We start from the raw sequence: 24,317 nt of genomic DNA, 5'->3' as shown, positions 1-24,317 counted from the left end.
CGTTCTTGCGCAATGTTGTGACATTGGTCAACCGGGTAGCCTCCCGATCATTACAGTCACAAAGGATCGTTCATGCCAAAACTGCAACTTTCTCGCCTTGCCCTTTTCTCTGCCTTGTCCGCACTCACAATAGCAGCGCCGGCAACAGCGCAAAATGTCATCGGATCGGGTGTACCAGCCAGCACGGCCCCCAACAGCACAGAGCGTCCCATTGCATTTGCCGAGCAGGCTCCCGCCAATGCTGGCCTGATCATCCTGATGGAAAGTGCTGCATTACCGGCCACCACGACCCTTTCTTCTGCCGAACGCACAGCCCTTGAAGCAGCCATAGCGTCTGCTGATTTCACAGGAAAGATGGGAAGCGTTCTAAAGCTGCGCGGCATTGGTGCACGTCCCCTGATCATGCTCTCCGGCGCGGCCAAACCAGATGACAGAGGAGCGGATTGGAAATCAGCCTCGGGCAAGGCCGTGCAAAAGCTGATGACAGAAGATGCAGAGCTTGCACTGGTTGGACCACCGGATGCAGCTGGTATGGCAGAAGCGGCACTTGGTTTGGATCTCGGCCAATATCGGTTTGATCGGTATCAGACAGATGTCGAAACTGCCCTTGCCCGCCAAAAAGTAACAGTGTCTGGATCCCAGGCATCGGCGGCACAGGCGTTGTGGAACAATCGCCACAAGCATCTCGCCGACAGCGTTAGAATGGCCCGTGATCTGCAAAGCGAACCTGCCAATACACTTTACCCACAGAGCTTTGTTGACCGGATTAGTGCTGCCTTCAAAGGCGTTCCCAATATCCGCATCGAAATTCTCGATGAAGCAGCAATGCGCAAAATGAATATGGGCGCGATTGTCGGTGTCGGTCAGGGCAGCCCGCGCGGATCACGGATGATGGTCGTTCGCTATACTGGCGGCAGCGGTGCACCGCTGGCTCTCGCAGGCAAGGGGATCACTTTTGATACCGGCGGCATTTCAATCAAGCCGAACAAGGGCATGTGGGCCATGAAGGCTGACATGTCTGGCGCTGCAGCCGTGATGGGCGCGACTTTGTCGCTGGCCAAGAGCCGCGCGCCAGTCAACATTGTGGCGGTTGCCGCGCTGGCCGAAAATATGCCCGGTGCCAATGCTCAGCGACCCGGTGACGTGGTGCGGACCTATGGCGGCAAGACGATCGAGATTCTCAGCACCGATGCGGAGGGCCGTTTGGTGCTTGCCGATGCCGTGCAATATGTGGCGGATCGCTATAAGCCTTTCGCGCTGGTCGATATCGCAACCCTAACCGGGTCAGTCGGACGCGCGGTCGGTGATCAATATGCGGGGCTATTTGCGCGGGAGGATGCAATTGCTGATCGTCTGCTGAAAGCCGCTGACGAAACCGGTGAGCATCTATGGCGGCTGCCCCTGCATCCAGCCTATGCCAAGGCCATCCGTTCGGACATTGCCGATGTAAAAAATTCAGGTGTTACGGATGCGCCGGGCGCGAGCGCCGGGGCCCATTTTATCGGCTATTTTATTGATGAATCAATGCCTTGGGCACATCTTGATATTGCAGGTGTGGATTGGAATAATTCTGCAAAACCACTGACGCCCAAAGGAGCCTCTGGATATGGTGTTCGCTTGCTCGATCAACTTGCCCGCGATTGGACCACCAATTAGGCTTTTGTAACAAATATTTGTCCCGCTCCCTTGTGTGATAAAAAGATCACTCCATATCGAGTGAGAAACAGGAATGAGGGAACGGGACAATGAATCTCGAGAAATTTACCGACCGCGCCAAAGGGTTTTTGCAATCGGCCCAGACAGTGGCCATTCGCATGAACCACCAACAGATTACCGCCGCGCATTTGCTCAAGGCTTTGTTGGAAGACGATCAGGGTATGGCGGCTGGCCTGATCGCTAAAGCTGGGGGTAACGCCAAACAGGCGCACCTGGAAATAGATGGTGCGCTAGCAAAAATTCCCGCGGTATCCGGTAGCGGTGCACAACAGACGCCGGGCCTCAATAATGACGCAGTGCGTGTGCTGGACCAAGCCGAACAGGTTGCCGAGAAAGCAGGCGACAGCTTTGTAACCGTTGAACGGTTATTGCTCTCCCTTACCCTATCCAAGGACACGGCCGCCGGAAAAGCGTTGGGCAGTGCGGGCGTAACAGCCGAAGCCCTGAACGGCGCGATCAACGAATTGCGTGGTGGCCGCACGGCTGACACCGCTTCTGCTGAAGATCGCTATGAAGCCATGAAGAAATTTGCCCGCGATCTCACCGAAGCAGCTCGCGAAGGCAAGATGGATCCCGTGATCGGCCGTGATGAGGAAATCCGCCGTACAATCCAGATTTTGGCGCGGCGCACCAAGAATAACCCGGTTCTGATCGGTGAACCCGGCGTTGGCAAGACGGCGATTGCCGAAGGACTGGCCCTGCGCATTGCCAATGGTGATGTACCGGACAGCCTGAAAGACCGCCGCTTGATGGCGCTCGACATGGGCGCGCTCATTGCCGGCTCGAAATATCGCGGCGAGTTTGAGGAACGGCTTAAAGGTGTGCTGGATGAAGTGCGCGGCGCAGAGGGTGAGATCATCCTGTTCATTGATGAGATGCATACGCTGATTGGCGCAGGCGCATCTGAAGGCGCGATGGATGCGTCCAATCTGCTCAAACCCGCTCTGGCGCGCGGTGAGTTGCATTGCATTGGTGCGACCACGCTGGATGAGTATCAGAAACATGTCGAGAAAGACCCTGCCCTGCAGCGTCGTTTCCAGCCCGTTGTTATCGGCGAGCCGACGGTAGAGGATACCATTTCGATCCTGCGCGGGCTTAAAGAAAAATATGAGCTGCACCATGGTGTACGCATTACAGATGGTGCGCTGGTTAGCGCGGCCACCCTGTCCCATCGCTATATTTCCGACCGGTTTCTGCCCGACAAGGCCATCGACTTGATGGACGAAGCCGCCTCACGCATCCGTATGGAAGTCGAGTCCAAACCCGAAGAGATTGAGACACTCGATCGGCGGATCATCCAGATGAAAATTGAGCGCGAGGCCCTGTCCAAGGAAAGCGATGATGCGTCTAAAAGCCGTCTCGAAGCCTTGGAAAAGGAATTGGCCGAACTAGAACAGGAATCCACCGAACTCACCACCCGCTGGCAGGGCGAGAAGGACAAGATCCATGCCGAGGCCCATCTGAAAGAGGAACTGGACGCGGCGCGTCTGGAACTGGAACAAGCCGAACGTGCAGGTGATCTCGCCAAGGCCGGTGAGCTGAGTTATGGCAAAATTCCCGACCTTGAGAAGAAACTGGAGCAGGCTGCAGATGCCACTGAAGGCGCCATGCTGCGCGAAGAGGTCGTCAGCGAGGATATTGCCTCAGTCGTTTCTCGCTGGACCGGTATCCCTGTTGATAAAATGCTCGAGGGCGAGCGCGAAAAACTGCTCGCCATGGAAGAGCTGATCGGCAAGCGGGTCATTGGCCAGAAAGATGCGATTGACGCAGTCTCTGCTGCCGTCCGCCGTTCTCGGGCCGGTTTGCAGGATCCCAATCGCCCACTTGGCAGCTTCCTTTTCCTCGGCCCCACCGGTGTCGGCAAGACTGAGCTGACCAAGGCGCTTGCCGGTTTCCTGTTCGATGATGACCAGGCCATGGTCCGTATCGATATGTCCGAATTCATGGAGAAGCACAGCGTCGCTCGCCTGATCGGTGCGCCTCCCGGTTACGTCGGATATGAAGAAGGCGGCGTGCTGACCGAAGCTGTGCGCAGACGGCCTTATCAGGTCATCCTGTTTGATGAGGTTGAGAAGGCCCATGGTGATGTCTTTAACGTGCTGCTGCAGGTGCTTGATGATGGCCGCCTGACCGATGGTCAGGGCCGCGTCGTTGATTTTTCGAACACGCTGATCATTCTGACGTCGAATCTCGGCAGCCAGTATATGGCGAACATGACCGAGGACCAGACGGTCAAGGATATTGAACCGCAAGTTATGGAAGTTGTTCGTTCCCATTTCCGGCCCGAATTTCTCAACCGGCTCGACGAAATCATCCTGTTCCACAGACTCGCCGAAGAACATATGGCACCAATTGTCGAGATTCAGGTCGCACGGGTTCAGAAACTGCTCAAGGATCGTAAGATCGTCCTGGATCTGTCCGACGCCGCCAAACGTTGGCTCGGCCGGGTCGGCTATGATCCCGTTTACGGGGCGAGGCCGTTAAAACGCGCGATTCAGAAATATCTGCAAGACCCACTGGCTGATATGATATTGCGCGGTGACGTGCCCGATGGCGCCACTTTGCAGATCGAAGAAGGCGATGGTGCATTGAAGATGGAAGCGGTAGCAGAAGCCAAAGCAGCTTGATCTTGCGCACAGTGCTGATCTTGGGCAGATGGTGTCCATGATCAGCACTGTGCAAAAAAACGAAATATTGGATGATGCCAGCTATCTGGCCCATCGCTACGATGAAGTGAATGACGCTTTTCGGTTTCTATCCGTTCCGCGCGATGTACATCGACAATGCACATTCATCACGGATGAGCATCTGCCCAATATTGAGCAATACCAAACGATCAGAGGGTCAGAGGTTACGCAAGCCTCACCACCAACAGCGCCCATTCATTTCATCTTTCATTCGGCCTATTGCTGTTCCACCATGCTCGCCCGCGCCTTCGATATAGAGGGCGTTTCCATGGGGCTAAAAGAACCTGTCGTTCTGAATGACATGATTGGATGGCGGCGGCGCGGCGCGGATGCAGCGAGGCAAAGAGAGGTAATTGACCAAAGCCTCACCCTGCTATCTCGCCCATTCGGAGAAGACCGAGCGGTTATCATTAAACCGTCGAATATTTGTAATCCGTTGGCCATTGAGATGCTGAAGATGCGCCCAGACGCCAAGGCTTTGCTTCTCTATGCGCCAATTGAGGGCTTTCTTAAATCCATTGCCAAAAAGGAAATGTGGGGCCGGATCTGGGTGCGCGACGTTCTGATCGGGACGTTGAAAGATGGCTATGCGATCGGTGGATTTTCTCAGGACGAGCTACTGCAACTGACTGATTTACAGGTTGCTGCTATCGGCTGGCTCTCGCAGCATGCGCTTTTCGCGAAGATCATCAATGAAGTTGGTCCAGATCGAGTCAAAACACTCGATAGCGACACGTTTTTGGCGCAATCACCGGCAACTATAACAGCGCTGTCCGATCTTTATGGATTAGGAATGAATGAGGCACAGATCAAGGCAGTTATAGATGGCCCCGCCTTCACGAGCCATTCAAAGCTCGATCAGGCAAAAGAAGGGGAAGTCTTCAACGCCAGCGCTCGCGCAGAAGAACAGCAACAAGTAGAGCAAGTCCACGGGGCCGAAATCAGCATGGTCGCGACATGGGCCAATGCCGTGGCAGAGAGTCAGGGGATCAAAATGGCAATCGGATCCGCTCTCACCTGATCGCCTAACCTAATTTGGCGTAGCCATAAAACCAGGCTGACTGTCCTCGACGAATTGCTTAGAATCCTGGCTACCTTTGCGTTTGTAAGCAACCCACTGAGCATTGGTCATACATATCCGGCGCTTTCGGGAGAGCGACCCGATAATCGGTTCGGAGCGACACCGGACATAATCGGGATGACGGCGATCAGTAATTTTCTTCGGCTTTTTCTTTTCCGTTTCTTCCACCGTTCCCTCTTCTAATGCAAGAGCAGAGGGCACGTGAACAGCTGAAGCAGATAAAGAAATAACCATAGCAGTTCGAACGAGAATATTCATAAGCATTCCTTTTACGCGATAGCCGCTAAGAGTGACCGATCGTGGGATTGAACTGACAAAACAATCCCTTGGCTATCATTCTTAATTCGTTCAATTATTTCCCGGCGCGAAGCTTGGTTGATTGTCATCCACGAATTCGCGAGAGCGTTTGCTGCCTTCAAGATTATGAGCAACCCACTCCCGGTTGGTCATGCACACTCTCCTTTTACGCGCCAAAGAGCCCATTATAGGTTCAGAGCGGCAGCGAACATAATCAGGATGTTTGCGATCAGTAATTTTTTTCGGCTTCTCTTTCTTAGCTACATCTTCCACAGTGGCTGTCTCGCCCGCAAAAGCAGAAGGGGTAGATATTGCAAGCGCAGAAATAGAGGCGATCGCTGCTGTTCGAATTAAAATCTTCATAGATACTCCATTACAATTATAGTGAGGGGAAGATGCCTAGTGCATCTTTATGGAACAAAAAAACCTGGTTGATTGTCGGCAACAAATTCCGTGGCGTATTTGTTGCCTAACCTTATGGCTAATTTCCATTCGCGATTGGTCATGCAAACCCGCCGTTTCTTCAAAATCGAACTCGCTACTGGCTCTATCCTGCAACGTACATATTCAGGATGACGGCGATCGGTAATTTTCTTTGATGGAGTGGTCTGCGTTTCGTGCTGCAGTACTTCTGATTGCTGCTCTGGCGGCAGCATTTTAACGATAATCAATCCAGATGGCGATGCGTCTTCCTGTTGAATAGCCATTGAGTTCTGTTGAACCGAAGCCAAAGCAGGATTGATAGTGGAAGTCATCGCAACAAGAATTGCGACTTTTATTGTCATCACCGCTGCTTTCATCTTAGACGCCCTCCACGTGCACTCCCAATTAGAAATAGTATCAAATTTACATTGATGTGCAACGAAAAAGGGCGGACCAAACGGCCCGCCCTCTTCATTTCAGTACTAATCGCTTGGATTAGAAGCTGAATTTAACACTAGCACCATAGCGACGACCCAGTGCGTCGTAGCTTGATGGGTAGATGTTGCCCGAGTTGAACGCTGTCGAACCAATGTTCGAACCAACTACGGTAGGCGAGTTATCGAACAGGTTCTGCACCGTAACGGTCAGCAACACATTGTCGCTAATGTCCCATTGACCCGTCAGATCGAAATAGCTTTCTGATGGGATCTTGGTGAAGTCGACATCGCCAAACAGTGGAGAATTACCGATAAAGGCTTCGCCGTTATCAATAATGTCCTGTGGCTCTTGTTCAACACCACTCAGGAAGCGCCAGCGCAGAGACAATGTGAAGTCTTCTTCAAACGTCAACGATGTCCGCTGCGTGAACGCAAATTCTGACTGCGGGTTACAGTTGACCGAGTAGAAACCAACACATTCACGGTTAAGCGACCGCGAACTGGCTTGGAACAAGTTTTTGTTGGTCCATGTTCCGTCAAATGACATCGCCAGATCAATGCTATCGGTGACCGGTGTATTGTAACGAATACTCAGATCAATACCGTCGGTTTCAATCGTACCATCGTTGGTCTGAGGAAGGATCAACCCCAGAACCGCAGCAGGGTCACCATCAAGTCCACCCGTAAAGGCACTACGAGAGATAAAGTCTTGCCCGCAGAACTCGTTGGTAGCAGATGGCGCATCGAAACATGCGGCGATCGCATCACCCGGAGTAGGCGCAGAAATCGCTTCGGTGACTTTGATATTGAAATAATCAAGAGTGACCGACAGGCCAGGAACGAAGTCAGGTTGCCATGCAACACCAACAGTCCATGTTTTCGCTGTTTCCGTACCGAGTTCTAGATTGCCACCGGTTGTGATGTTGATCTGACCCGCAGCTGGTGGAGCAACGTTACCTGATGCAATCGCGGCGGCACCGTCACTACCTGCAGGCACCTGAAGCAAACAAGCTGCCAGCAAATCTCCGGTTGGAATACTGCCAGTCACAGTTCCATCGTCGTTTGTCACAGGTCCCTGACATGGATCATTAGCAAGGTTGCTCAACTGAGTAGATACCGGCGTGAACAGCTCACCAATATTCGGTGCGCGTGATGAACGCTGGTAGTTACCGCGGAAGGTAAGACCAGGAATCACTTCCCAGCTACCGCCTGCTTTCCAGGTAAACTCGGTTCCAGCAGTTGAGTAATCGGAGTAACGAGCACCCAGATCGATGGTCAAACTTTCAGCGAACGACTCACCTTCAAAAACTGGAATGCTGACTTCGGCGAATGCATCATACACATCATAAGAACCGTTGATGTCAGGAGCAGCACCGCCACCACCGACAACAGCGCCTGGCGTCTGCGAAGCTTCATCCGACAAACGGGTTGCTGTAAATTCACGATACTCGCCGCCAACCGCAAACTGGATCGGGGTTTCCGAGAAACCAAAGCCCAGATCACCGGAAACAGTGCCGTTGACCGTTGCGATAGATGTACCCGTAATCACTTGTTGCGTCAGGTTAAAGACATAATCCTGAGCTTCCTGAGGGCCGAGGTTGCCGAGCGTACCGAAGAAGTTGATCGGCACACAACCGTCGCCACCACCATTGACACAAGTGCCGTCTGGCAATGCGAGGATAGCATTGTCAATCCGCGCGCGACGAGCAAAGCCGCTCTGGCGCTGGATACGCTCACTCTCACCATAAGTAGCTGAAACATCATAGTTGATGTTGTCAGTGATGGCACCGCGCGCGCCGACTACGATGTTGAACAACGTCGAGGTGAATTCGGAATTACGCGTACCAACTTCTACCGTACGACGACGAACTTGTGCCTGGAATGTTGTATAATCCGGGTTTGCTACGTCTGGTGTGCTAGGATCGCCATCAAGATCGCCAGTAGGACCAAACTGCGTATTACGTGCAGCGAGATAAGCCGCACCAGTCAATCCCAGACCCGCACCAATCCGCTCAGCAAGAGCTTCCGGAATGTTAGGGTTGTTCAGGTTAAACGTGTACGTGTTAAAGAATGAACCGCCAGGTGCGATAATGGTCGAAACGGTTTGTTTCGAGAATGCAGCCTGAGAATAAAGTTCGATATTTTCATTCAACTCATAACGCGCAGAACCGAAAATGTTAAACCGCTCGAAAGGCGTCTGAAAAATGTTGAACGGGTTAAAGTTAAACGGTGTCGGGTTAAATTCACCATTATCCAACAGATTTGTTGGGTCGTTTGAAATGATGTCTGAACCATCGCCATTTAACTGTGCAGAGACGCCTCCAGTAAAGCCAAGACCCGTAAATGTACTCTGCTGACCATCTCTCAGGAAGCTACCTGTAATTGTCGGACAAAGATCTTCATTGTCTGGATCTGCCAGTGTCGCCGGATCGCAAATTGTAGCCGGGTCGATCAAACTGTTGAAAATAACATTCGCAGGAACTGCGTTTGACGAACCGCCAGGGTTGCCATTGAACGAGTTCACGTTGAATTCACCAAAAGAACGGTCACCTTGAAAAACAGCGTCCTGATCCTGATAACCAACACTCAGGACCGCGTTACCGCGACCATCGTCGAAGTTAGCACCAATGGTCAGATCTGCACGGAATACGTTGCCGTCGCCTTGCTCTGTGATCTGCTCAGACAGATTCAATTCGATGCCAGCAAAATCACGCTTGGTGATAAAGTTAACAACACCAGAAATTGCGTCAGCACCATAAGTGGTCGTTGCACCACCGGTCAAAACGTCCGTACGCTCAATAACTGCCAATGGGATGGAGTTAAGGTCGACACGGCCTGTGGTGTCAGCAGGAACGAAACGACGTCCGTCCAACAAAACAAGGTTACGGACCGAGCCAATGCCGCGCAAGTTAACGAAGGACGAACCACCGTTACCATTGTTCACGGCAGAACCGATGCTTGGAATTGCACTTGGCAGTTCACGCAGGAACTGCTCAGCAACGTTCGTCTGACGCAGTTCTAGTTCTTCAGAGGTAACAACGCCGACCGGGCTAGACAGCTCAAGGTTCGGGTTGCTGATACGAGAACCGGTAACGACGATGACTTCCTCATCTGCCGCATCCGCTTCTTGTGCGTCTTGGTCCTGCGCGTGCGCAGGTGCTGAAACCATAGCGAGGCCAAGCACCACTGGTGCCGTACCGCTCATCAGCTTCGTAAATTTTTTCATGTTATTCCAGTCCCTTATTCTGGAGGAGCAGGGCCCCCAATGGCCCGCTTCTTTGTTGCCCAATCGAATCACACACGTTTTGGACACGCGCAAAATCCCATCGGAATGGCTGGCAGATGCCGGAATTGCACAATACTGTAAAGCTCATGTTCAGGTTTCAGGCGCGGTTTTGTAGATAATGTAACTATTTTGTCACAGTCATGGTACGGGCAGCGCACAGCTATTTTTATGTATGCTTAGAAATATTCGCTCTGTTCAGCGTCCGGAAATTGGTCTATTTCTTCCATTCAGCTTGCCTACCATCAAGCAAACTTTCCAAACTTTCAGAAACATATGCATTTTCATGGCTAATAAAGAAGCTAGACAATTGTAAACATATCGAGCTGCGATGGAGTAAAAAATGAACGACGTAAAAATCAAACGCAGTACTATATATTCTGCATTGATATGTGCATCTCTTGCCTTCGGCGCTCCGACAATGGCTGCAGACAAAGACAAGACCGTATCAACACCCCCCGCCATCTATACTGACCTAGTGGCCTGCAAAAACATCTCCGATGCTGAACAAAGGCTGGCCTGCTTTGATGAAAAAGTGGCCGCGCTAGAAACCGCGCAGTCGAACAATGAAGTCGTCATCGCCGATCGGAAGCAGGTGCGCGAAGCCAGACGCGGCCTCTTTGGCCTTTCATTGCCTCGCATCAAACTATTTGATGGAGGCGGTGATGAAGGTGATCAAATTAATCAGATTGAGGGCAAAATCGCATCTGCCCGCGCCGCACGCGGCGGGAAATGGACAATCAAGCTGGAAGATGGGGCGACCTGGCAGCAAACACAGCCTCCCCGGAGCACATCGCGAAGACCCAAAGTTGGGGACAGTATCGTTATCAAACGCGGGTCCCTTGGTAGCTTTGTAGCCAAGGTGAATGATGGCCGGGCTTTTAAAGTCAAGCGGATCGTGAATTGAGCCGCTCGCTCAAATCGCCGATTTAGTGCATCGGCCCAGTCAGCAAGATGGGATCGATACGCGCATTGTTCCATTTCATGGACCAGTGCAGATGCGGTCCGGTTGCGCGGCCCGTAGCACCGATGCGCCCAATGGGCTCTCCGCGCTTCACTTCCTGACCTTCTTTAACAAGTATCTCGGAGGCGTGGAGAAAGGCGCTGTTCAATCCCATGCCATGATCGATCATGAGCAGCTTGCCTTCCAGCGAAAATGGCTTTGTCGCCGCTAGTGTTACAACACCATCGGCTGGCGCGACAAAATATGTTCCGGTACGACCAGCGACATCGACACCGCTATGATAGCTGCCGGGCTCGCCCTTATAAACGCGCTGTGACCCAAACATCCCGGAGATACGACCTTTGGCCGGCCAGATAAAAGTCTGTCGCCAACCTTTGCTGCCACTTCTCACCTGACGCGCGGCATTGATCTGCGCCAATTCCGGACGACGGCGCGCCATGAAGGCTGCGCTCGGCCCACCGCTCCGACGAGCAATATTGACATGTTCAATCTTCCAATTGCGTGGTGCGACGTTGAAAAATTTCTTGACCGTTTCGCCATTTTCCAGCGTCGCAATCATTTCCGCGGATTGACCAGCGTCCCGGTTGAAGGCGATGATGAATTTGCCATCTTCATCGATAGGTACCGGTTGGCCGTCAAAAGATAGGCTTTGCGTGCCAGCGGGCGCATTGCCCAGCATCACGCCGCCCTGAATTTCTTGCCCAGTAAACCCGAATTTGACAGCCTGACGAAAGGCCGATTCTTCTGCTTCGGCTTCAGCGGTTTCGGCCGATATAGATGACAAAGGCAGTCCAGTAGCAACAACAGCGGCCAGCGCAACCGAACCAAAAATCACGTTTTCCTTAAACCGCCTCATTTTTCCCCTTCCGGCAAATGCGCCTGGGCAGAGATTTGAGCTGTGGCATAAGCTTCCTGCTTCTCAACACTCCAGTAACGCAAATCTTCAAGTGGTATCTGCTCACTTGTGACAGCACATAAAACATGATCGCCGGATGAAAGGGGGCGAAACCCGTTTGGCATATAATAGAGCTTTGCCACTTTGTTGCGATTGGACATTAACATAGGAGAAACCTTACCTTCCGCACCATTTACCCGCGATTTACCGGGATATGATTACCGGTAAATATTTACAACTTTCATAACAAAAAAATCGCCTAGAACAAATCCTGTTGTCTGTCATCTGCTGGTTTTTTGCCCCTGGCGGCCTTTGGTTTCGCTTTTTTTGATGGTGGTTTAGGTTTTGCAACCGGCTCATCGGTGATCTGTGCCCCTACTTCGCCATCGTGGAAATGCAGGTTCACAGCACCGGCACTGGCGGCTTCATCACGGCTACCGACAAAGCCACCATCCAGCGTAGAAATCCTGGCATAACCACGTTTCAGCGGACCGTCAGGCGACACTTGTTGTGCGAGCCGCCAAAGGCTATCGAGCCGCGCACGTGCATCATCTAGCGGACGTTTTACCAGTACCACTGGCAGCTCAAATCTCTCAAGCCGGTTCTTGGCTGCATCCAGCCGCTGTCGTAACATCACAGGCCGTAAAGCGCCTTCCGATGCGGAAAAGCGATTGCGCGCCTGCGCCACATTTTGCCCCATCGCATATTTCATACCATCGGACAGTTCATCAACCCGCTGTTGATGCGGGCGCAACAGGTCGGTTAGCGCAGGCATCAGCCGGCGCTGCGCCTCCAGCCGCTCCTGCGCTGTCGCAAAGCCGCGCTGGACAGACCGTGCCATGCGCGCCCTGCTTTCATTCAGCGATGCCAGCCATTCCGCCCGCACGGGAACCGCCATTTCCGCTGCCGCTGTAGGTGTTGGCGCCCGCAGATCAGCGACAAAATCACACAGGGTCGTGTCCGTTTCATGGCCCACCGCGGAAATCACTGGGATCGAACAATCCGCGACTGCCCGTACAACTTCCTCTTCATTGAAACTCCAAAGGTCTTCAATCGAACCACCCCCGCGCGCAACGATGAGCAGATCCGGCTTTGCCACCGAGCCATCAGCGTCCATGCCCGAAAAACCATTGATGGCGCCGGCAATCTGCTTCGCTGCGCCTTCCCCCTGCACCAATACCGGCCACACAACTACATGGCTGGGGCAACGATCGGCTAGCCGGTGCAGGATATCGCGGATCACCGATCCGGTTGGCGAAGTCACCACGCCTATGGTTTTGGGTAAAAATGGGATCGGGCGTTTGCGATCCTGATCGAACAACCCCTCTGCATGCAGCTTTGCCTTCAGCTTCTCAAAAAGCTGCATCAGCGCGCCTTCGCCCGCCAGCTCCATTTTGTCGATCACGACCTGATATTTGGAACGACCGGGATAGGTGGTCAGTTTGCCGGAAACAACAACTTCAATCCCGTCCTCCGGCTGGAACGGCAGCCGCCCGGCATTGCCTTTCCACATCACCCCGTCGAGCACGGCCTTATCATCTTTCAGTGCCAGATAAACATGACCAGATGCCGCGCGCTTATATCCCGAAATCTCGCCTTTGATCCGCACATAGCCAAAGCGATCTTCCACGACCCGTTTCAGCGTGCCGGATATTTCTGACACAGACAGAGGAGCAGCATTGTCGCCAGCGCCGCTCTCGGCTAACAGCTTCGCGTCTAATGAAAGAGAGTCGTCCATGAATATCCTGTTGCTCGGGTCCGGTGGCCGTGAACATGCCTTGGCATGGAAGCTGGCGCAATCCCCGTCTGTCCAGAAATTTTATGCCACACCTGGTAATCCCGGCATAAAGCAGCATGCCGAATGCGTGAATCTGGACGTTCTGGATCATGCGGCCGTGATTCAGTTTTGTGGGCGCAACACAATTGATCTGGTCGTGGTTGGACCGGAAGCCCCGCTGGTTGACGGATTGGCGGAGAGCCTGCGCAGCGCCAACATATTGGTCTTCGGTCCCGACAAAGCCCCTGCCCAGCTGGAGGGCTCCAAGGGTTTTACCAAAGACCTTTGCGCCCGGGCCAATATCCCGACTGCTGGCTATGTCCGTACCACCAATCAGGCCGATGCGCTGGCCGCGCTCGACAAATTTACGATCCCGGTGGTGATCAAGGCCGATGGCCTGGCGGCGGGCAAAGGTGTAATCATCGCGGAAACCCGCCAGCAAGCCGAAGATGCCATCGCGATGATGTTTGAAGGCGGCTTTGGCGATGCCGGCGCGGAAGTGGTGATCGAGGAGTTTCTGACGGGCGAGGAAGCGAGCTTCTTCGCGATCACCGATGGCAAAAATGTCATCCCCTTTGGCACCGCGCAGGATCACAAGCGCGTCGGCGAAGGCGATGTCGGCCTCAATACCGGCGGCATGGGTGCCTATAGCCCTGCCCCGGTGCTGACCGCGGAACTGCAAAAGCAGGTCATGGAAAAGATCATCCAGCCGACCGTCGACACGCTTGCGGCAGAAGGCACGCCTTATTGCGGCGTTCTTTTTGCCGGACTGATGCTGACTGAGACGGGACCGCAGCTGATAGAATATAACGCCCGCTTCGGCGATCCGGAATGTCAGGTGCTGATGATGCGCCTGAAATCCGACCTCGCGGCCATGATGCGGGCTACGGCAAAAGGCGAACTGGGACAGGTCAGCGCCCCGGAATTTGATCCGCAAACAGCTCTCACAGTTGTGATGGCCGCTAAGGGCTATCCGGGTACGCCCCAAAAAGGTGGCCAAATCCAGAACCTTGCGCGCGCCGAACGTGAAGGCACCAAAGTTTTCCACGCTGGGACCGCAGAGGTCGACGGAAAGTTGGTAACCAATGGCGGTCGTGTGCTGAACGTCACCGCTCTTGGCAGCAACACGACCGAAGCTCAGGCCAAGGCCTATGCGGCTGTGGACCAGATAGATTTTGAAAGCGGTTTCTGTCGCCGCGATATCGGCTGGCGGGAAGTCGCCAGAGAGAAGGCTTAATCAGGCACAACTCTAATATCGTCTGGCATGATATTGAGGTCATGGCGATTCCTATTGATCAATCTGCACCGCTGGAAACACCAGGCGCATAGCGTAGCAAATCTCCAGGCGTGCAATCCAGATACTCACAGATTTTGGAGAGTGTCTCGAAACGAATGCCTTTGACCTTTCCCGATTTCAAAAGTGAAAGATTGGCATCCGTAATGCCGACATGGGCAGCAAGATCTTTGGATTTAACTTTCCGGACAGCAAGCATCACATCTAGGGTTACTTCTATAGTCATCAGACGATCTGCCTCAGTTCATCTTGAAGTTGGCGGCCTTCGCGCAGAGCGCCTGCCAGTGCCATCAGAACAATGCCGATAAGCAAGCCAAGAGCATTGAGATCGATCAGAAGATAGACAAGGAAATCGACGCTATTTTGAAGGATCGACTCCGATTTGATCAGCATCGGCAGCAGAACGTCAAAACCCATGAAAACAACGTATAGCAATATCATCGAGATGCCCATTCTGGACAGTGCATTCGCCGCACTATCCAAAAATAGCTCGCCTCGCTCAGCATGACCTAGAAACCGATTGATCGACCGGAACAGCAGCAGGAACGTGAAAACCGCAAGGCTGGATGTGACCGCCAACGCAATCTGTGCAGCTAGACCGAGCTTCACATCATCCGATTCGATTTCGATCATATCAGTCAATAGCTCGAGATCTCCCATCAGCGCAGTCACGGCCGTAAGAATAATGACCAATCCGACCAGTGAAGTCATGGCCCCCGCAACAATTCGCAAACCGCGATAAAGCCATCGATTCCTGGTGTAAGCTTTCTGATTCATAGCAATTACCTTCTGACTTACAGATAAAAATTATTGTTATACAATAATAATTATTCATGTTTCAGAAAGATTTTAGAGTGTAGCGGGCCATATGCAATCAAAAATATTCATTGAAGGAACGCAGAAATGAAACTTGAAAAAACGGGAACCATCGCGGCATTTACATGCGCCAGCCTTGTTCTAGGCGGATGCGCAAATACCGCATCTGGATATCGGCCAATAGTCGATGGCTATGAAGATGAGGCTTACCACGCAGACCTCGCCGATTGTCAGGCGCTCGCCAAGACCAAGCGCTATGATAATGGAGATACGCGAACCTCGGCGTTGGCAGGTGCCGTTGTCGGTGGCGCGGCAGGAGCCATCGAAGGTGACTCGGTAGAGGGGGCAATAGTCGGCGCCCTGCTGGGCGGGCTAATCGGCGGAGCAAGCGGTGCCGCTGATACCAGAGTCGATCGAAAAGACATTGTCATTCGCTGCATGGTTGGTCGCGGCCATGCCGTGGTCGGGTAGTAGCTTGCCAGATTCCTTAGAAACCTGACCATCTCGGTCACTTTCACACAACATTCAAATCAACAAACCAACCATCGGGCCATGTTTTCCGGAGGCGGATTTCATGCGCCCAAATTTTCCCCAAATGTCGAGAAAGGACATAAAATGAAGAAGAGTAAATTGATGACAACCATGGCTGCTGCATTAGGCATTTTTGCTGGTGCTTCTGCTGCACAGGCGCAAGATGACGAGAATTTTGAAGGCGTGAAATTCGGTGTGCAGGCTGGCTGGGAGCAGCGCAAAATAGACGACACACTGCTACCTAGTCCCAATAGCGCGCGCCTAAATGATAAAAGCAGCGGGATTACCTATGGCGGATTTGCCGGATTTGATGCCCAGTTTGACAAGGTTGTTCTGGGTGTAGAAGCTGATTTCAGTCCCAACGGAAAAACACTGCGTTCTACGCTGCCCGGTGGCGGTTCCATTGAGTTGGATTCAAAATGGACGGCAAGTGCTTCGGCTAGAGCCGGTATTGCGGTTGTGCCGAAATTGCTAGCCTATGGCCGATTAGGTTACGGATTTAACCGCTACACCGTTCGCAGATTTGCAGCGGGAAATGACACCGCAATAGCGACAGACAAAGTCACAGGTGACGGCCTGATTTATGGCGGTGGTCTTGAATATGCCATGAATCGCAATGCCTCATTGCGTGTCGAGTATCGGCGAAACGAAAACGAAGGTTCGCTTAGCTCCAATCAGGTATTGGGCGGTTTGACCCTGCGCTTCTAGTTGCCCCTTTAGAAGCGCTTACCTGAAGGTCGGGCGATAGTAGTTGCGCTCACTCAACTATCGCCCGACCTAACATGCCTGATCATACTCACTAAAGGGTTCAAAACTAGATGAAAACAAGAGCCCATAAAGAAACTTACAGAAGTCAGAATCATGATCAGCAACCATTGGCTCGGCAGATACCTTCGGTTGGCAAAAACAGATTCAGCAGTTGTCGCTGTAGCTACTGGCTTGTACAAATATTGATATGGGGCACGCGAAACAACTGACCGAGCTCAATGCCGCGTTACAGTTAAGCAGGCAACACGAATGCTAACAGCATCCAAGATGTAACAACATACCTACCGTTCATAATCCAGTCAGCTTGCGCTCGGCACCTTCTATCGTGGGTTGCAAATATCGGGAGTGGATAGTCATGCGGCGTTATTCTAATTTTTCCAAAGTCTTGTGTAGCTTGGCAGCGATTGGTCTGATCAGCGCACCCGGCGCAGCGCCTCTCGAGGCGCAGTCACGCGAGGGAAAACGCTCGGAATTGCTCAGAATACCGCCGCCATATCCTGTTAATTGCAGTATTTTTGGATATCGGGATCGCGAACGCCCCACAATGGCAGTACAAAAGCGGATGGCAGGGCGACAGGCAGCGGCTTCCCCCGCTCCTTCTCCGTCTCCTCCTTCGGCGAAAGCAAATACATCTGGCAGTATCGTTGTCACCGGCAGCCGCGTCAGAGAATCTATTCAGGAGATGCCCGTTGCGGTAACGGCTGTTCAAGGAGGATCGAACGCATCTGTCCCTGGTCCCTACCCACAACCCAGACCACCAGTAGCGCAAAGTCGAGAGAAATATGCTGGCGAAGAAGTTGCCAGCATCAAGCGGGTTGTAGATGAACCGGTCTCCACCTTTGCTGTGGATGTTGATACCGGCAGCTATTCCAATGTCCGCCGTTTCCTCAACGAAGGAAGGATGCCGCCTGAAGCGGCTGTGCGAACCGAGGAAATGATCAACTATTTCCGCTATGATTATCCCAAACCCTCCAGCCGGGAAGCGCCGTTTAGCGTGTCGACGGATCTGTCCACAACACCCTGGAATGATGCCAGCCGCCTGCTTCGCATCGGTCTTCGCGGCTATGATGTCGACAGCAGCGAACGCCCCCGCGCCAACCTGGTTTTTCTTGTCGATGTTTCCGGCTCTATGAGCAGCAAGGATAAACTTCCACTCGTCAAGTCAACATTGACTTCGCTTGCGAATGAATTGCGCAGTGATGATCGTGTATCTATCGTGGTATATTCAGGCACGGTTGGCCTGCTCTTAGCGCCGACATCCAACAAGGATCACATAAAAGAAGCCGTAGACTGTCTTTACGCCCGTGGATCGACCGCTGGCGGAGATGCCTTGAAGCTCGCGTATTCGACCGCCAGGCAGCATTATCTGAAAGACGGGATAAACCGCATCATCATGGCCACGGACGGTGACTTTAACGTCGGTACGTCAAACACCAACGAACTGAAGAAAATCGTCGCCAAAGAACGAGAATCGGGGGTGACCTTGACCATGCTTGGCTATGGCACTGGCAATATCCGCGACGAGCTGATGGAAGGCATCGCCAATGTCGGGAACGGTAACTATGCTTATATCGACAGCGCGATGGAAGCACAGAAAGTGTTGGGAGAAGAACTGAGCTCTACCCTGTTCACGATCGCCCAGGATGTCAAAATCCAGATCGAGTTTAACCCCGCACATGTCAAAGAATATCGCCTGATCGGTTATGAGAACCGCCTGCTTGCAGAGGAAGATTTCAACAATGACAAGATTGATGCAGGTGATATTGGCGCTGGTCATCAGGTCACTGCGCTTTACGAAATCATGCCTGCCAAATCATCCGGTTGGTTGCCAATACGGCGCTATCCAGCAAACCGCTATATGCAGGAAAATCTGAACTTCAGTGATGAAATGGCGCAAATAAAATTGCGCTACAAACTGCCGGGCCAGAAAAAGTCACGCCTGATCGCGCGCCAAGTGAAAGCAGATACTCTCAAAAAGGCTGCCAAGCCAAGCGGCGACATGGCCTTTGCGGTAGCAGTTGCCGCTTTTGGACAGAAATTACGTGGAGATAAATATCTCGGCGATTATGGATTTCAGAATATTCAAAAACTCGCAGGCAGTAGCAGTGATTTCTGGCGTCAGGAATTTCGTAAATTGAACAGCTTAGCTCTAAATCAGAGCTGAATTGATTCGTTTGTTCGTCGACTTTGGAAGAAAAACAATAACCCATTAACCATATTTGCTAAGTAGTTGTATCATATGGGGACAAATTCAGCCCGTTTCATCGGATAATGGATAGTCCATCCACATAGCTGAGCTAGACTCATCGCTAATTATCCTTCATTTTGGAGGGTGATTGAGAATTGTTACGCACTTAGTAAGGGGTTCCGCAATGGAAGTTGGGGGGAAGATATTAACCGGTACCGCCGCCACTGCACTTTTGGCGCTGGTCGGCCACTATACCACCGGCGAAAGCTACATAACTGGCCTTGAAAAAGCCGCTCAGACAGAATTGACTGCACAAGGTATGGACGGCGTAGAAGTGTCTTTTGCTCGCGAGCCCCTGTCCCGTAAAGCCATATTATCCGGTGATGTGCCTGATGAAATGAAGCAAAGCGCATTGGATGCGGTTGCCGAAACGACAGGTAGCAGCGCGAGCTGGGCTGGAACCAATTTGGTCTCGGGAGGGAATATCGACGATGGTGCGGCCGACAATTCCGATGCTTCTGGTGATGATGCTAACCCAGCTGTGGCAAGCTGCCAGAATAGTGTCGATCAAGCGATTGGCGGCGAAAAGCTAAGCTTTCGATCGGGAAGCGCTTACATATCTCCCGCTTCCAACAAGCTGCTGGATAAAATCGCTGCCGCACTCAAACCCTGCCCCGACCTTGTCGTCGCCGTAGGCGGCCATACGGATGATAACGGCAATGCCGAAGTAAACAAAATCCTGTCACAGGAACGCGCAGATCGCGTCCGCGCCGGTTTGATTGAACGCGGCATTCCCGAAAACCTTGTAACCGCGACAGGTTTCGGTGCCGAGCAACCTTTGGCCACTGGCGGAGGAGCAGAAGCAGATGCGCAGAACCGCCGCATTGAATTCAAGGTGCAGGCGACAAATAATAATCAAATAAATGATGCGAAATCGCAACAGGAGGGATGAACCATGCCGCTATTATTAGAAAATCTGTTGCTCCTTCTTGTCACTTTTGCAATTGGGCTCGGGATTGGCTGGCTTTTCTGGGGCCGGAATCGTGATGAGATTTGAATGGGAATGGCTTGCAGCGCATAACACTGCCGCTCAACCTTCCAGATTTATGAATTAAAATAGGGACTTAAGACAATGATATCGCTGATTTCTGAAAATTGGCTGCTATTCCTGATCGCTTTACTCATTGGTGTAGCGACAGCATTTTGGGCGTGGGCCATGTCTGGTCGCGAGAGCCTGACCGATGGTTTTGACGCGAATGACGGTTTGCTGGAAAAGGCAGGCGATGCAGTGCCACCAGCACCAGAGACAACCCAAGCGCCAGAACCAGTGGTCCCGGCTCCTGCTCCGGCACCAACACCGGCAGCGGTTTCCCCTAAACCAGCTGCCCCGGCAGCCAAAGTAACACCGCCGCCTGCGCCACGCCCGCGCAAACGGCCGGTTGTTGAAGAAACACCGCCCCCGCCCCCATCCGGCACACCAAATATTCCACCTGCAAAAGGCGATCCTGACAATCTTCGTCTGATCAAAGGCGTTGGTCCAAAGCTGAATACGTTGCTCAACAATTTGGGTGTAACGCGCTATGATCAGATTGCCGCTTGGAAAGAAGCGGAAATCGAGGAAATGGACAAATATCTGGAGAGCTTTAGCGGCCGGATAACCCGTGATGCCTGGATAGATCAGGCCAAATATCTCGCGAAAGACGATATCGCCGGGTTCGAGAAAAAATATGGCAAGCTTTAAAGCCTAGCTTACCGATATTCTTCATCCGAAAAACAGCTGTTTAATGCCCCATTAGCAGGGGTATTTTGGCGTCGCCGAGCAGATTTTTTGTAACGCCACCGAAAAGCGTTTCACGCAAACGACTATGGCCATATGCGCCCATTACCAATGCGGCGGCATCTTGCTCCACAGCAAATTCCGCTATGACCTCTGAAGCTTCACTGCCTTTGCCTTTCAACTCATGGAGCACGGTCGAAACGCCATGCCGGGCCAAGAATGTAGAGGCCGTAACATGTGGAAATTCACTGTCATCGTCTCCGACCGTGACCAAATGAACATCGCTGGCCAACTTTAACATGGGCAAAGCCAATCTCACGGCCTTGGCCGCCTCGGCAGAGCCATTCCATGCAACCACCATTGGTCCTTGGCAATCGAAAGAATCATTCTCGACCGGGACAACCAGAATTGCACAATGCGCATGTACGGCAATATCACCGGCAATTGGCAGGGGTTCATCACCGGCATTACGCTTGCCATAGGATTGGCTGACAACGACCAAATCAGCAAGACGGCTGCGTTCGGTCAGCAATGTAGCTGGGTCACCCAATCCGGTTTGCCAGTCCCATGAGACATCTTCTTCTTTTAGCCGCTTTTCTATTTTCTCCCGATGGGATCGTTCCGCAGCGTCCATATCTTCAAAGTTGATGCCTGTGACAAAATCGCCGCCAAGCGGGCCGAAGGACATAGGCGCAAATTGTGTTGTCGGCTGAACACAGGTCAGATGTCCCTGATGCCCTCGAGCAAGATCCAGTGCGACCTGTAGCCGCGATTCAAAACCGCTATCTTCAAACACATGCAATAATATGGTCTTCAAGACTCATCTCCCGTTGGTCCCCGTTTTGGACAAGCTCGGATTATTGCCTCGCGAACGTCATTCGCATTGATCTGGCTCAAAATTTTGTTCGGGGGTGTTCTTGCTCCCTCGACCGATCGCTCACATAATCTCCATGAGATCGCCAGGCTTTAGCATTGGTAGTAAAGCATCCATCTCGGATCGGCCAATTGCGACACAGCCCTCAGTAGCCTTTCCTTCATCAGCGATGTGGAAGAAAATCGCACTGCCCTTGCTCGCTATTGGTGGGATATCATTATAACCAAGCACAACGACAATATCATATAATATATCGTTTCGGATCAAGGTTTCGGCGCTGAATGGATGGCGCAGTCTGACTGGCTGGTTATAACTAGGATCCAATGGATCATCTGACCAACCATCTTGCATACCAATCCAACGCCACGGCAACTTGAGCTGCGGCGGCGGTCTGCTGCGACCCGGACGAAACAATACACATCGAACGGGCCAGCATCCCAAAGGTGTATGGCCATCACCCTCTCGCTTTTGATCGGCCGGACAAGGGCCAGACCGGCCAATGACACAATTGATGATATTCTGTTTGAAGCGAAGCGTAAGATTATTCGTATCAACCAGCAGTGCACTCAAAGCTTGTGGCCCGTTCGATCTCGCTTTGTATCAAGATAATATTCATTGTACGGATTAGCAGCAATTTTGACCGGAAGGCGTGTCTCTACCGAGATCCCGCAGCTCTCCAAACCGTCTACCTTTTCCGGATTGTTAGTCATTAGCTTGACCGTTGGTATACTGAGCAATTCCAGCATCCTCGCCGCAATCGAAAAATCACGGGCATCTATGGCAAAACCCAGCCGTTGGTTGGCATCCACCGTATCAAAACCCTGATCCTGCAGGGCGTAGGCGCGTAGTTTATTTATAAGGCCGATCCCGCGACCTTCCTGGCGCAGATACAGGAGCACACCCCAATTGGCTTCACTCATCTGATCGAGCGCTGCATGAAGTTGTGGTCCGCAATCACATTTCAGGCTGCCAAGGACATCTCCGGTCAAGCATTCGCTGTGCAGCCGAACCACCGGTGTGGTGTCATCACGTTCCCCGACCACTAAAGCGATATGATCGGTGGAATCAGCCTCGCTGCGAAAGCCATAGATATGGGCCTGCGTATTGGCAGCGACCGGTAATTTGGCGTGCGCACTGATGATCAGAGCATTGGAATCGGCATAGGCCGTCACGTCTTCCGTTTGCAGTACGTCCTCGGCGGTTTCTTGGACGACCAGAAAAGCCGGCAGCAATCCGCCATGCCGCGCCAGCTCCATGGCTGCCTTGGCCGCCTCGGGATGGGCCAGCTCTTCACAGCGAAACGGTCCTTTCATTGGGTGCTGCATGTCGAGAACAGGATCAGCAATCGCGATTATCTCGGTAGCGCTCTCCATATCTGTCAAACGGATCTGTACGGGCAAGGCCGGATCAGCTGCAGCACGCTGATTCAACAATTTCAACGTATCTGCCCGGCTTGAAGAGATTAACAGCGTAACTTGTGACTGCGCGGAAACATATGCATCCAAATCGACAGTTTCGACCGGCAGCAGGTTCAAGGTGCCTTGCCCCCCCTCCACGCTTATTGGCCAGCCGCGTCTTAGCGCATCTATCGCCCGCGCAGCGCGCCGGGCACCTTTGGGATCAGAGGTTACTGCAATCCCCATTCAAAATTTAAACTCCGTGATGAGCGGCGCATGATCAGATGGTTTCGCCCATCCCCGCGCATCTTCGTGAACAACGTGGCTCACTGCTTTATTCTCAAGTTCGGGACTGACCCAGACATGGTCGAGCCGCCTTCCTTTGTCCGATGCCCGCCAATCACGGGCACGATAGCTCCACCATGTGTAGAGCCGCTCCGGATCAGGAATGAACTTACGTCCAATATCGACCCAATCATGTGCGGCCTGTAACTTGGCCATTGTATCGATTTCAATCTGCGTATGGCTAACCACATTGATCAACTGCTTGTGGCTCCAAACATCGGATTCGAGCGGTGCAACATTGAAGTCACCAAGCAAAATAGTGGGCGTTTCCAGGGCGGCAGACCAGTCGGTCATCCGCTGATAAAAATCCAGTTTCTGACCAAATTTCGGGTTTTCTTCCCTGTTCGGAATCTCTCCGCCCGCTGGAATGTAAACATTCTCGATACGAACACCATTTTCCAGACGAGCGCCGACGTGCCGCGCTTCGCCATTGGCTTGCCAATCGAACCTTTCATCTTTGTGCAGCGGCACACGGCTGATCATCGCAACGCCGTGATGCATTGGCTGACCGTTTAAGATCAGATGATTATATCCCAATTGGCGGAAGGTCCCTTCAGGAAACTGATCATTACGGACCTTGGTTTCCTGCAAGCACAGCACATCAGGTGCTTCTTCCTTCAAGAATCGTTCGACAATTTCGATTCGGGCACGAACGCTGTTAATATTCCAGCTGACGACTTTCAGGGTATCACTCATGGCTAAACTCCTAGCCATGATAGCGGAAAAAAGCCAAGCCAAAAGCCAAGCAAATTCCTATATTTTTTGAT

General features: G+C 52.4%; 23 protein-coding genes. 10 read left to right on the top strand and 13 right to left on the bottom strand.

Annotation, left to right across the window (positions count from 1 at the left end; all coding sequences use genetic code 11):
- The first annotated feature begins 72 nt into the window (after window positions 1–72).
- The 3 genes from BS29_RS03585 (at window position 73) to BS29_RS03575 (ending at window position 5,424) form a co-directional block, all read left to right on the top strand.
- Window positions 73–1,656, top strand: coding sequence for a leucyl aminopeptidase (locus BS29_RS03585; RefSeq protein WP_229955852.1), 1,584 nt, complete (start codon window positions 73–75; stop codon window positions 1,654–1,656).
- Window positions 1,657–1,745: 89 nt separating this feature from the next.
- Window positions 1,746–4,343 (top strand): ATP-dependent chaperone ClpB, encoded by a 2,598-nt coding sequence (gene clpB, locus BS29_RS03580; protein WP_229955851.1) that lies wholly within the window; start codon window positions 1,746–1,748, stop codon window positions 4,341–4,343.
- Between the two features lie 37 nt (window positions 4,344–4,380).
- A complete protein-coding gene (locus tag BS29_RS03575; protein ID WP_229955850.1) occupies window positions 4,381–5,424 on the top strand; it encodes a hypothetical protein in 1,044 nt (347 codons plus the stop codon).
- 9 nt (window positions 5,425–5,433) lie between these two features.
- Here the strand turns inward: BS29_RS03575 and BS29_RS03570 are convergent, their stop codons facing one another.
- The 4 genes from BS29_RS03570 to BS29_RS03555 all read right to left on the bottom strand — a co-directional run bounded on the left by BS29_RS03570 (window position 5,434) and on the right by BS29_RS03555 (window position 9,867).
- Window positions 5,434–5,742 (bottom strand): hypothetical protein, encoded by a 309-nt coding sequence (locus BS29_RS03570; RefSeq protein WP_229955849.1) that lies wholly within the window; start codon window positions 5,740–5,742, stop codon window positions 5,434–5,436.
- A gap of 90 nt (window positions 5,743–5,832) precedes the next feature.
- Window positions 5,833–6,144: a hypothetical protein gene (locus tag BS29_RS03565; protein ID WP_229955848.1), complete on the bottom strand. Its 312-nt coding sequence runs from the start codon at window positions 6,142–6,144 to the stop codon at window positions 5,833–5,835.
- 47 nt (window positions 6,145–6,191) lie between these two features.
- Complete coding sequence (locus BS29_RS03560) at window positions 6,192–6,581, bottom strand: hypothetical protein (protein WP_229955847.1); 390 nt, start codon at window positions 6,579–6,581, stop codon at window positions 6,192–6,194.
- A gap of 118 nt (window positions 6,582–6,699) precedes the next feature.
- A complete protein-coding gene (locus BS29_RS03555; RefSeq protein ID WP_229955846.1) occupies window positions 6,700–9,867 on the bottom strand; it encodes a TonB-dependent receptor domain-containing protein in 3,168 nt (1,055 codons plus the stop codon).
- 400 nt (window positions 9,868–10,267) lie between these two features.
- Here BS29_RS03555 and BS29_RS03550 point away from each other — a divergent pair, with 400 nt between their 5' ends.
- The gene (locus tag BS29_RS03550; RefSeq protein WP_229955845.1) at window positions 10,268–10,831 is read left to right on the top strand and encodes a hypothetical protein; all 564 of its coding nucleotides are present in this window, start codon (window positions 10,268–10,270) and stop codon (window positions 10,829–10,831) included.
- A gap of 22 nt (window positions 10,832–10,853) precedes the next feature.
- Here the strand turns inward: BS29_RS03550 and BS29_RS03545 are convergent, their stop codons facing one another.
- The 3 genes from BS29_RS03545 to xseA form a co-directional block, all read right to left on the bottom strand.
- Window positions 10,854–11,744, bottom strand: a complete 891-nt coding sequence (locus BS29_RS03545) for a M23 family metallopeptidase (RefSeq protein ID WP_229955844.1) — start codon at window positions 11,742–11,744, stop codon at window positions 10,854–10,856.
- Complete coding sequence (locus BS29_RS03540) at window positions 11,741–11,950, bottom strand: DUF2093 domain-containing protein (protein WP_229955843.1); 210 nt, start codon at window positions 11,948–11,950, stop codon at window positions 11,741–11,743. Before BS29_RS03540 ends, BS29_RS03545 begins: the two co-directional genes overlap by 4 nt.
- Window positions 11,951–12,042: 92 nt before the next feature.
- Window positions 12,043–13,521 carry an exodeoxyribonuclease VII large subunit gene (gene xseA / locus BS29_RS03535; RefSeq protein ID WP_229955842.1) on the bottom strand — a complete coding sequence of 493 codons (1,479 nt, stop codon included), beginning with the start codon at window positions 13,519–13,521 and terminating at the stop codon, window positions 12,043–12,045.
- On the opposite strand from xseA, the gene purD reads away from it, so the two are divergent.
- On the top strand, window positions 13,520–14,797 hold the full coding sequence (purD, locus tag BS29_RS03530) for a phosphoribosylamine--glycine ligase (protein ID WP_229955841.1): 1,278 nt from the start codon (window positions 13,520–13,522) through the stop codon (window positions 14,795–14,797). The two genes, xseA and purD, sit on opposite strands and share 2 nt — an antisense overlap.
- Window positions 14,798–14,855: 58 nt before the next feature.
- On the opposite strand, the gene BS29_RS03525 is transcribed toward purD, so the two are convergent.
- Window positions 14,856–15,080, bottom strand: a complete 225-nt coding sequence (locus tag BS29_RS03525; RefSeq protein ID WP_229955840.1) for a helix-turn-helix domain-containing protein — start codon at window positions 15,078–15,080, stop codon at window positions 14,856–14,858.
- Window positions 15,080–15,631, bottom strand: coding sequence for a hypothetical protein (locus tag BS29_RS03520; RefSeq protein ID WP_229955839.1), 552 nt, complete (start codon window positions 15,629–15,631; stop codon window positions 15,080–15,082). Before BS29_RS03520 ends, BS29_RS03525 begins: the two co-directional genes overlap by 1 nt.
- 126 nt (window positions 15,632–15,757) lie before the next feature.
- Here BS29_RS03520 and BS29_RS03515 point away from each other — a divergent pair, with 126 nt between their 5' ends.
- The 5 genes from BS29_RS03515 to BS29_RS03495 all read left to right on the top strand — a co-directional run bounded on the left by BS29_RS03515 (window position 15,758) and on the right by BS29_RS03495 (window position 20,898).
- Window positions 15,758–16,141 carry a glycine zipper domain-containing protein gene (locus BS29_RS03515; RefSeq protein WP_229955838.1) on the top strand — a complete coding sequence of 128 codons (384 nt, stop codon included), beginning with the start codon at window positions 15,758–15,760 and terminating at the stop codon, window positions 16,139–16,141.
- Between the two features lie 144 nt (window positions 16,142–16,285).
- Entirely contained in the window at window positions 16,286–16,909 is a 624-nt protein-coding gene (locus tag BS29_RS03510; protein WP_229955837.1) for an outer membrane protein, read from the top strand.
- Between the two features lie 415 nt (window positions 16,910–17,324).
- Complete coding sequence (locus BS29_RS03505; protein WP_229955836.1) at window positions 17,325–19,133, top strand: vWA domain-containing protein; 1,809 nt, start codon at window positions 17,325–17,327, stop codon at window positions 19,131–19,133.
- Window positions 19,134–19,341: 208 nt separating this feature from the next.
- On the top strand, window positions 19,342–20,109 hold the full coding sequence (locus BS29_RS03500; RefSeq protein ID WP_229955835.1) for an OmpA family protein: 768 nt from the start codon (window positions 19,342–19,344) through the stop codon (window positions 20,107–20,109).
- Between the two features lie 180 nt (window positions 20,110–20,289).
- Window positions 20,290–20,898 (top strand): hypothetical protein, encoded by a 609-nt coding sequence (locus BS29_RS03495; RefSeq protein WP_229955834.1) that lies wholly within the window; start codon window positions 20,290–20,292, stop codon window positions 20,896–20,898.
- Between the two features lie 40 nt (window positions 20,899–20,938).
- Here the strand turns inward: BS29_RS03495 and BS29_RS03490 are convergent, their stop codons facing one another.
- The 4 genes from BS29_RS03490 to xth form a co-directional block, all read right to left on the bottom strand.
- Complete coding sequence (locus tag BS29_RS03490) at window positions 20,939–21,751, bottom strand: universal stress protein (protein WP_229955833.1); 813 nt, start codon at window positions 21,749–21,751, stop codon at window positions 20,939–20,941.
- A gap of 120 nt (window positions 21,752–21,871) precedes the next feature.
- Window positions 21,872–22,378, bottom strand: coding sequence for a L,D-transpeptidase family protein (locus BS29_RS03485; protein WP_229955832.1), 507 nt, complete (start codon window positions 22,376–22,378; stop codon window positions 21,872–21,874).
- A complete protein-coding gene (gene ribA / locus BS29_RS03480) occupies window positions 22,375–23,451 on the bottom strand; it encodes a GTP cyclohydrolase II (protein WP_229955831.1) in 1,077 nt (358 codons plus the stop codon). The genes BS29_RS03485 and ribA overlap by 4 nt, the downstream gene beginning before the upstream one ends.
- Window positions 23,452–24,246, bottom strand: a complete 795-nt coding sequence (gene xth / locus BS29_RS03475; protein ID WP_229955830.1) for an exodeoxyribonuclease III — start codon at window positions 24,244–24,246, stop codon at window positions 23,452–23,454. It lies immediately after the preceding gene.
- Window positions 24,247–24,317 lie beyond the last annotated feature (71 nt).

Source organism: Parasphingorhabdus litoris DSM 22379, assembly GCF_020906275.1.
GTDB lineage: Bacteria > Pseudomonadota > Alphaproteobacteria > Sphingomonadales > Sphingomonadaceae > Parasphingorhabdus > Parasphingorhabdus litoris.
This window is presented reverse-complemented; position numbering and strand designations above follow the sequence as displayed.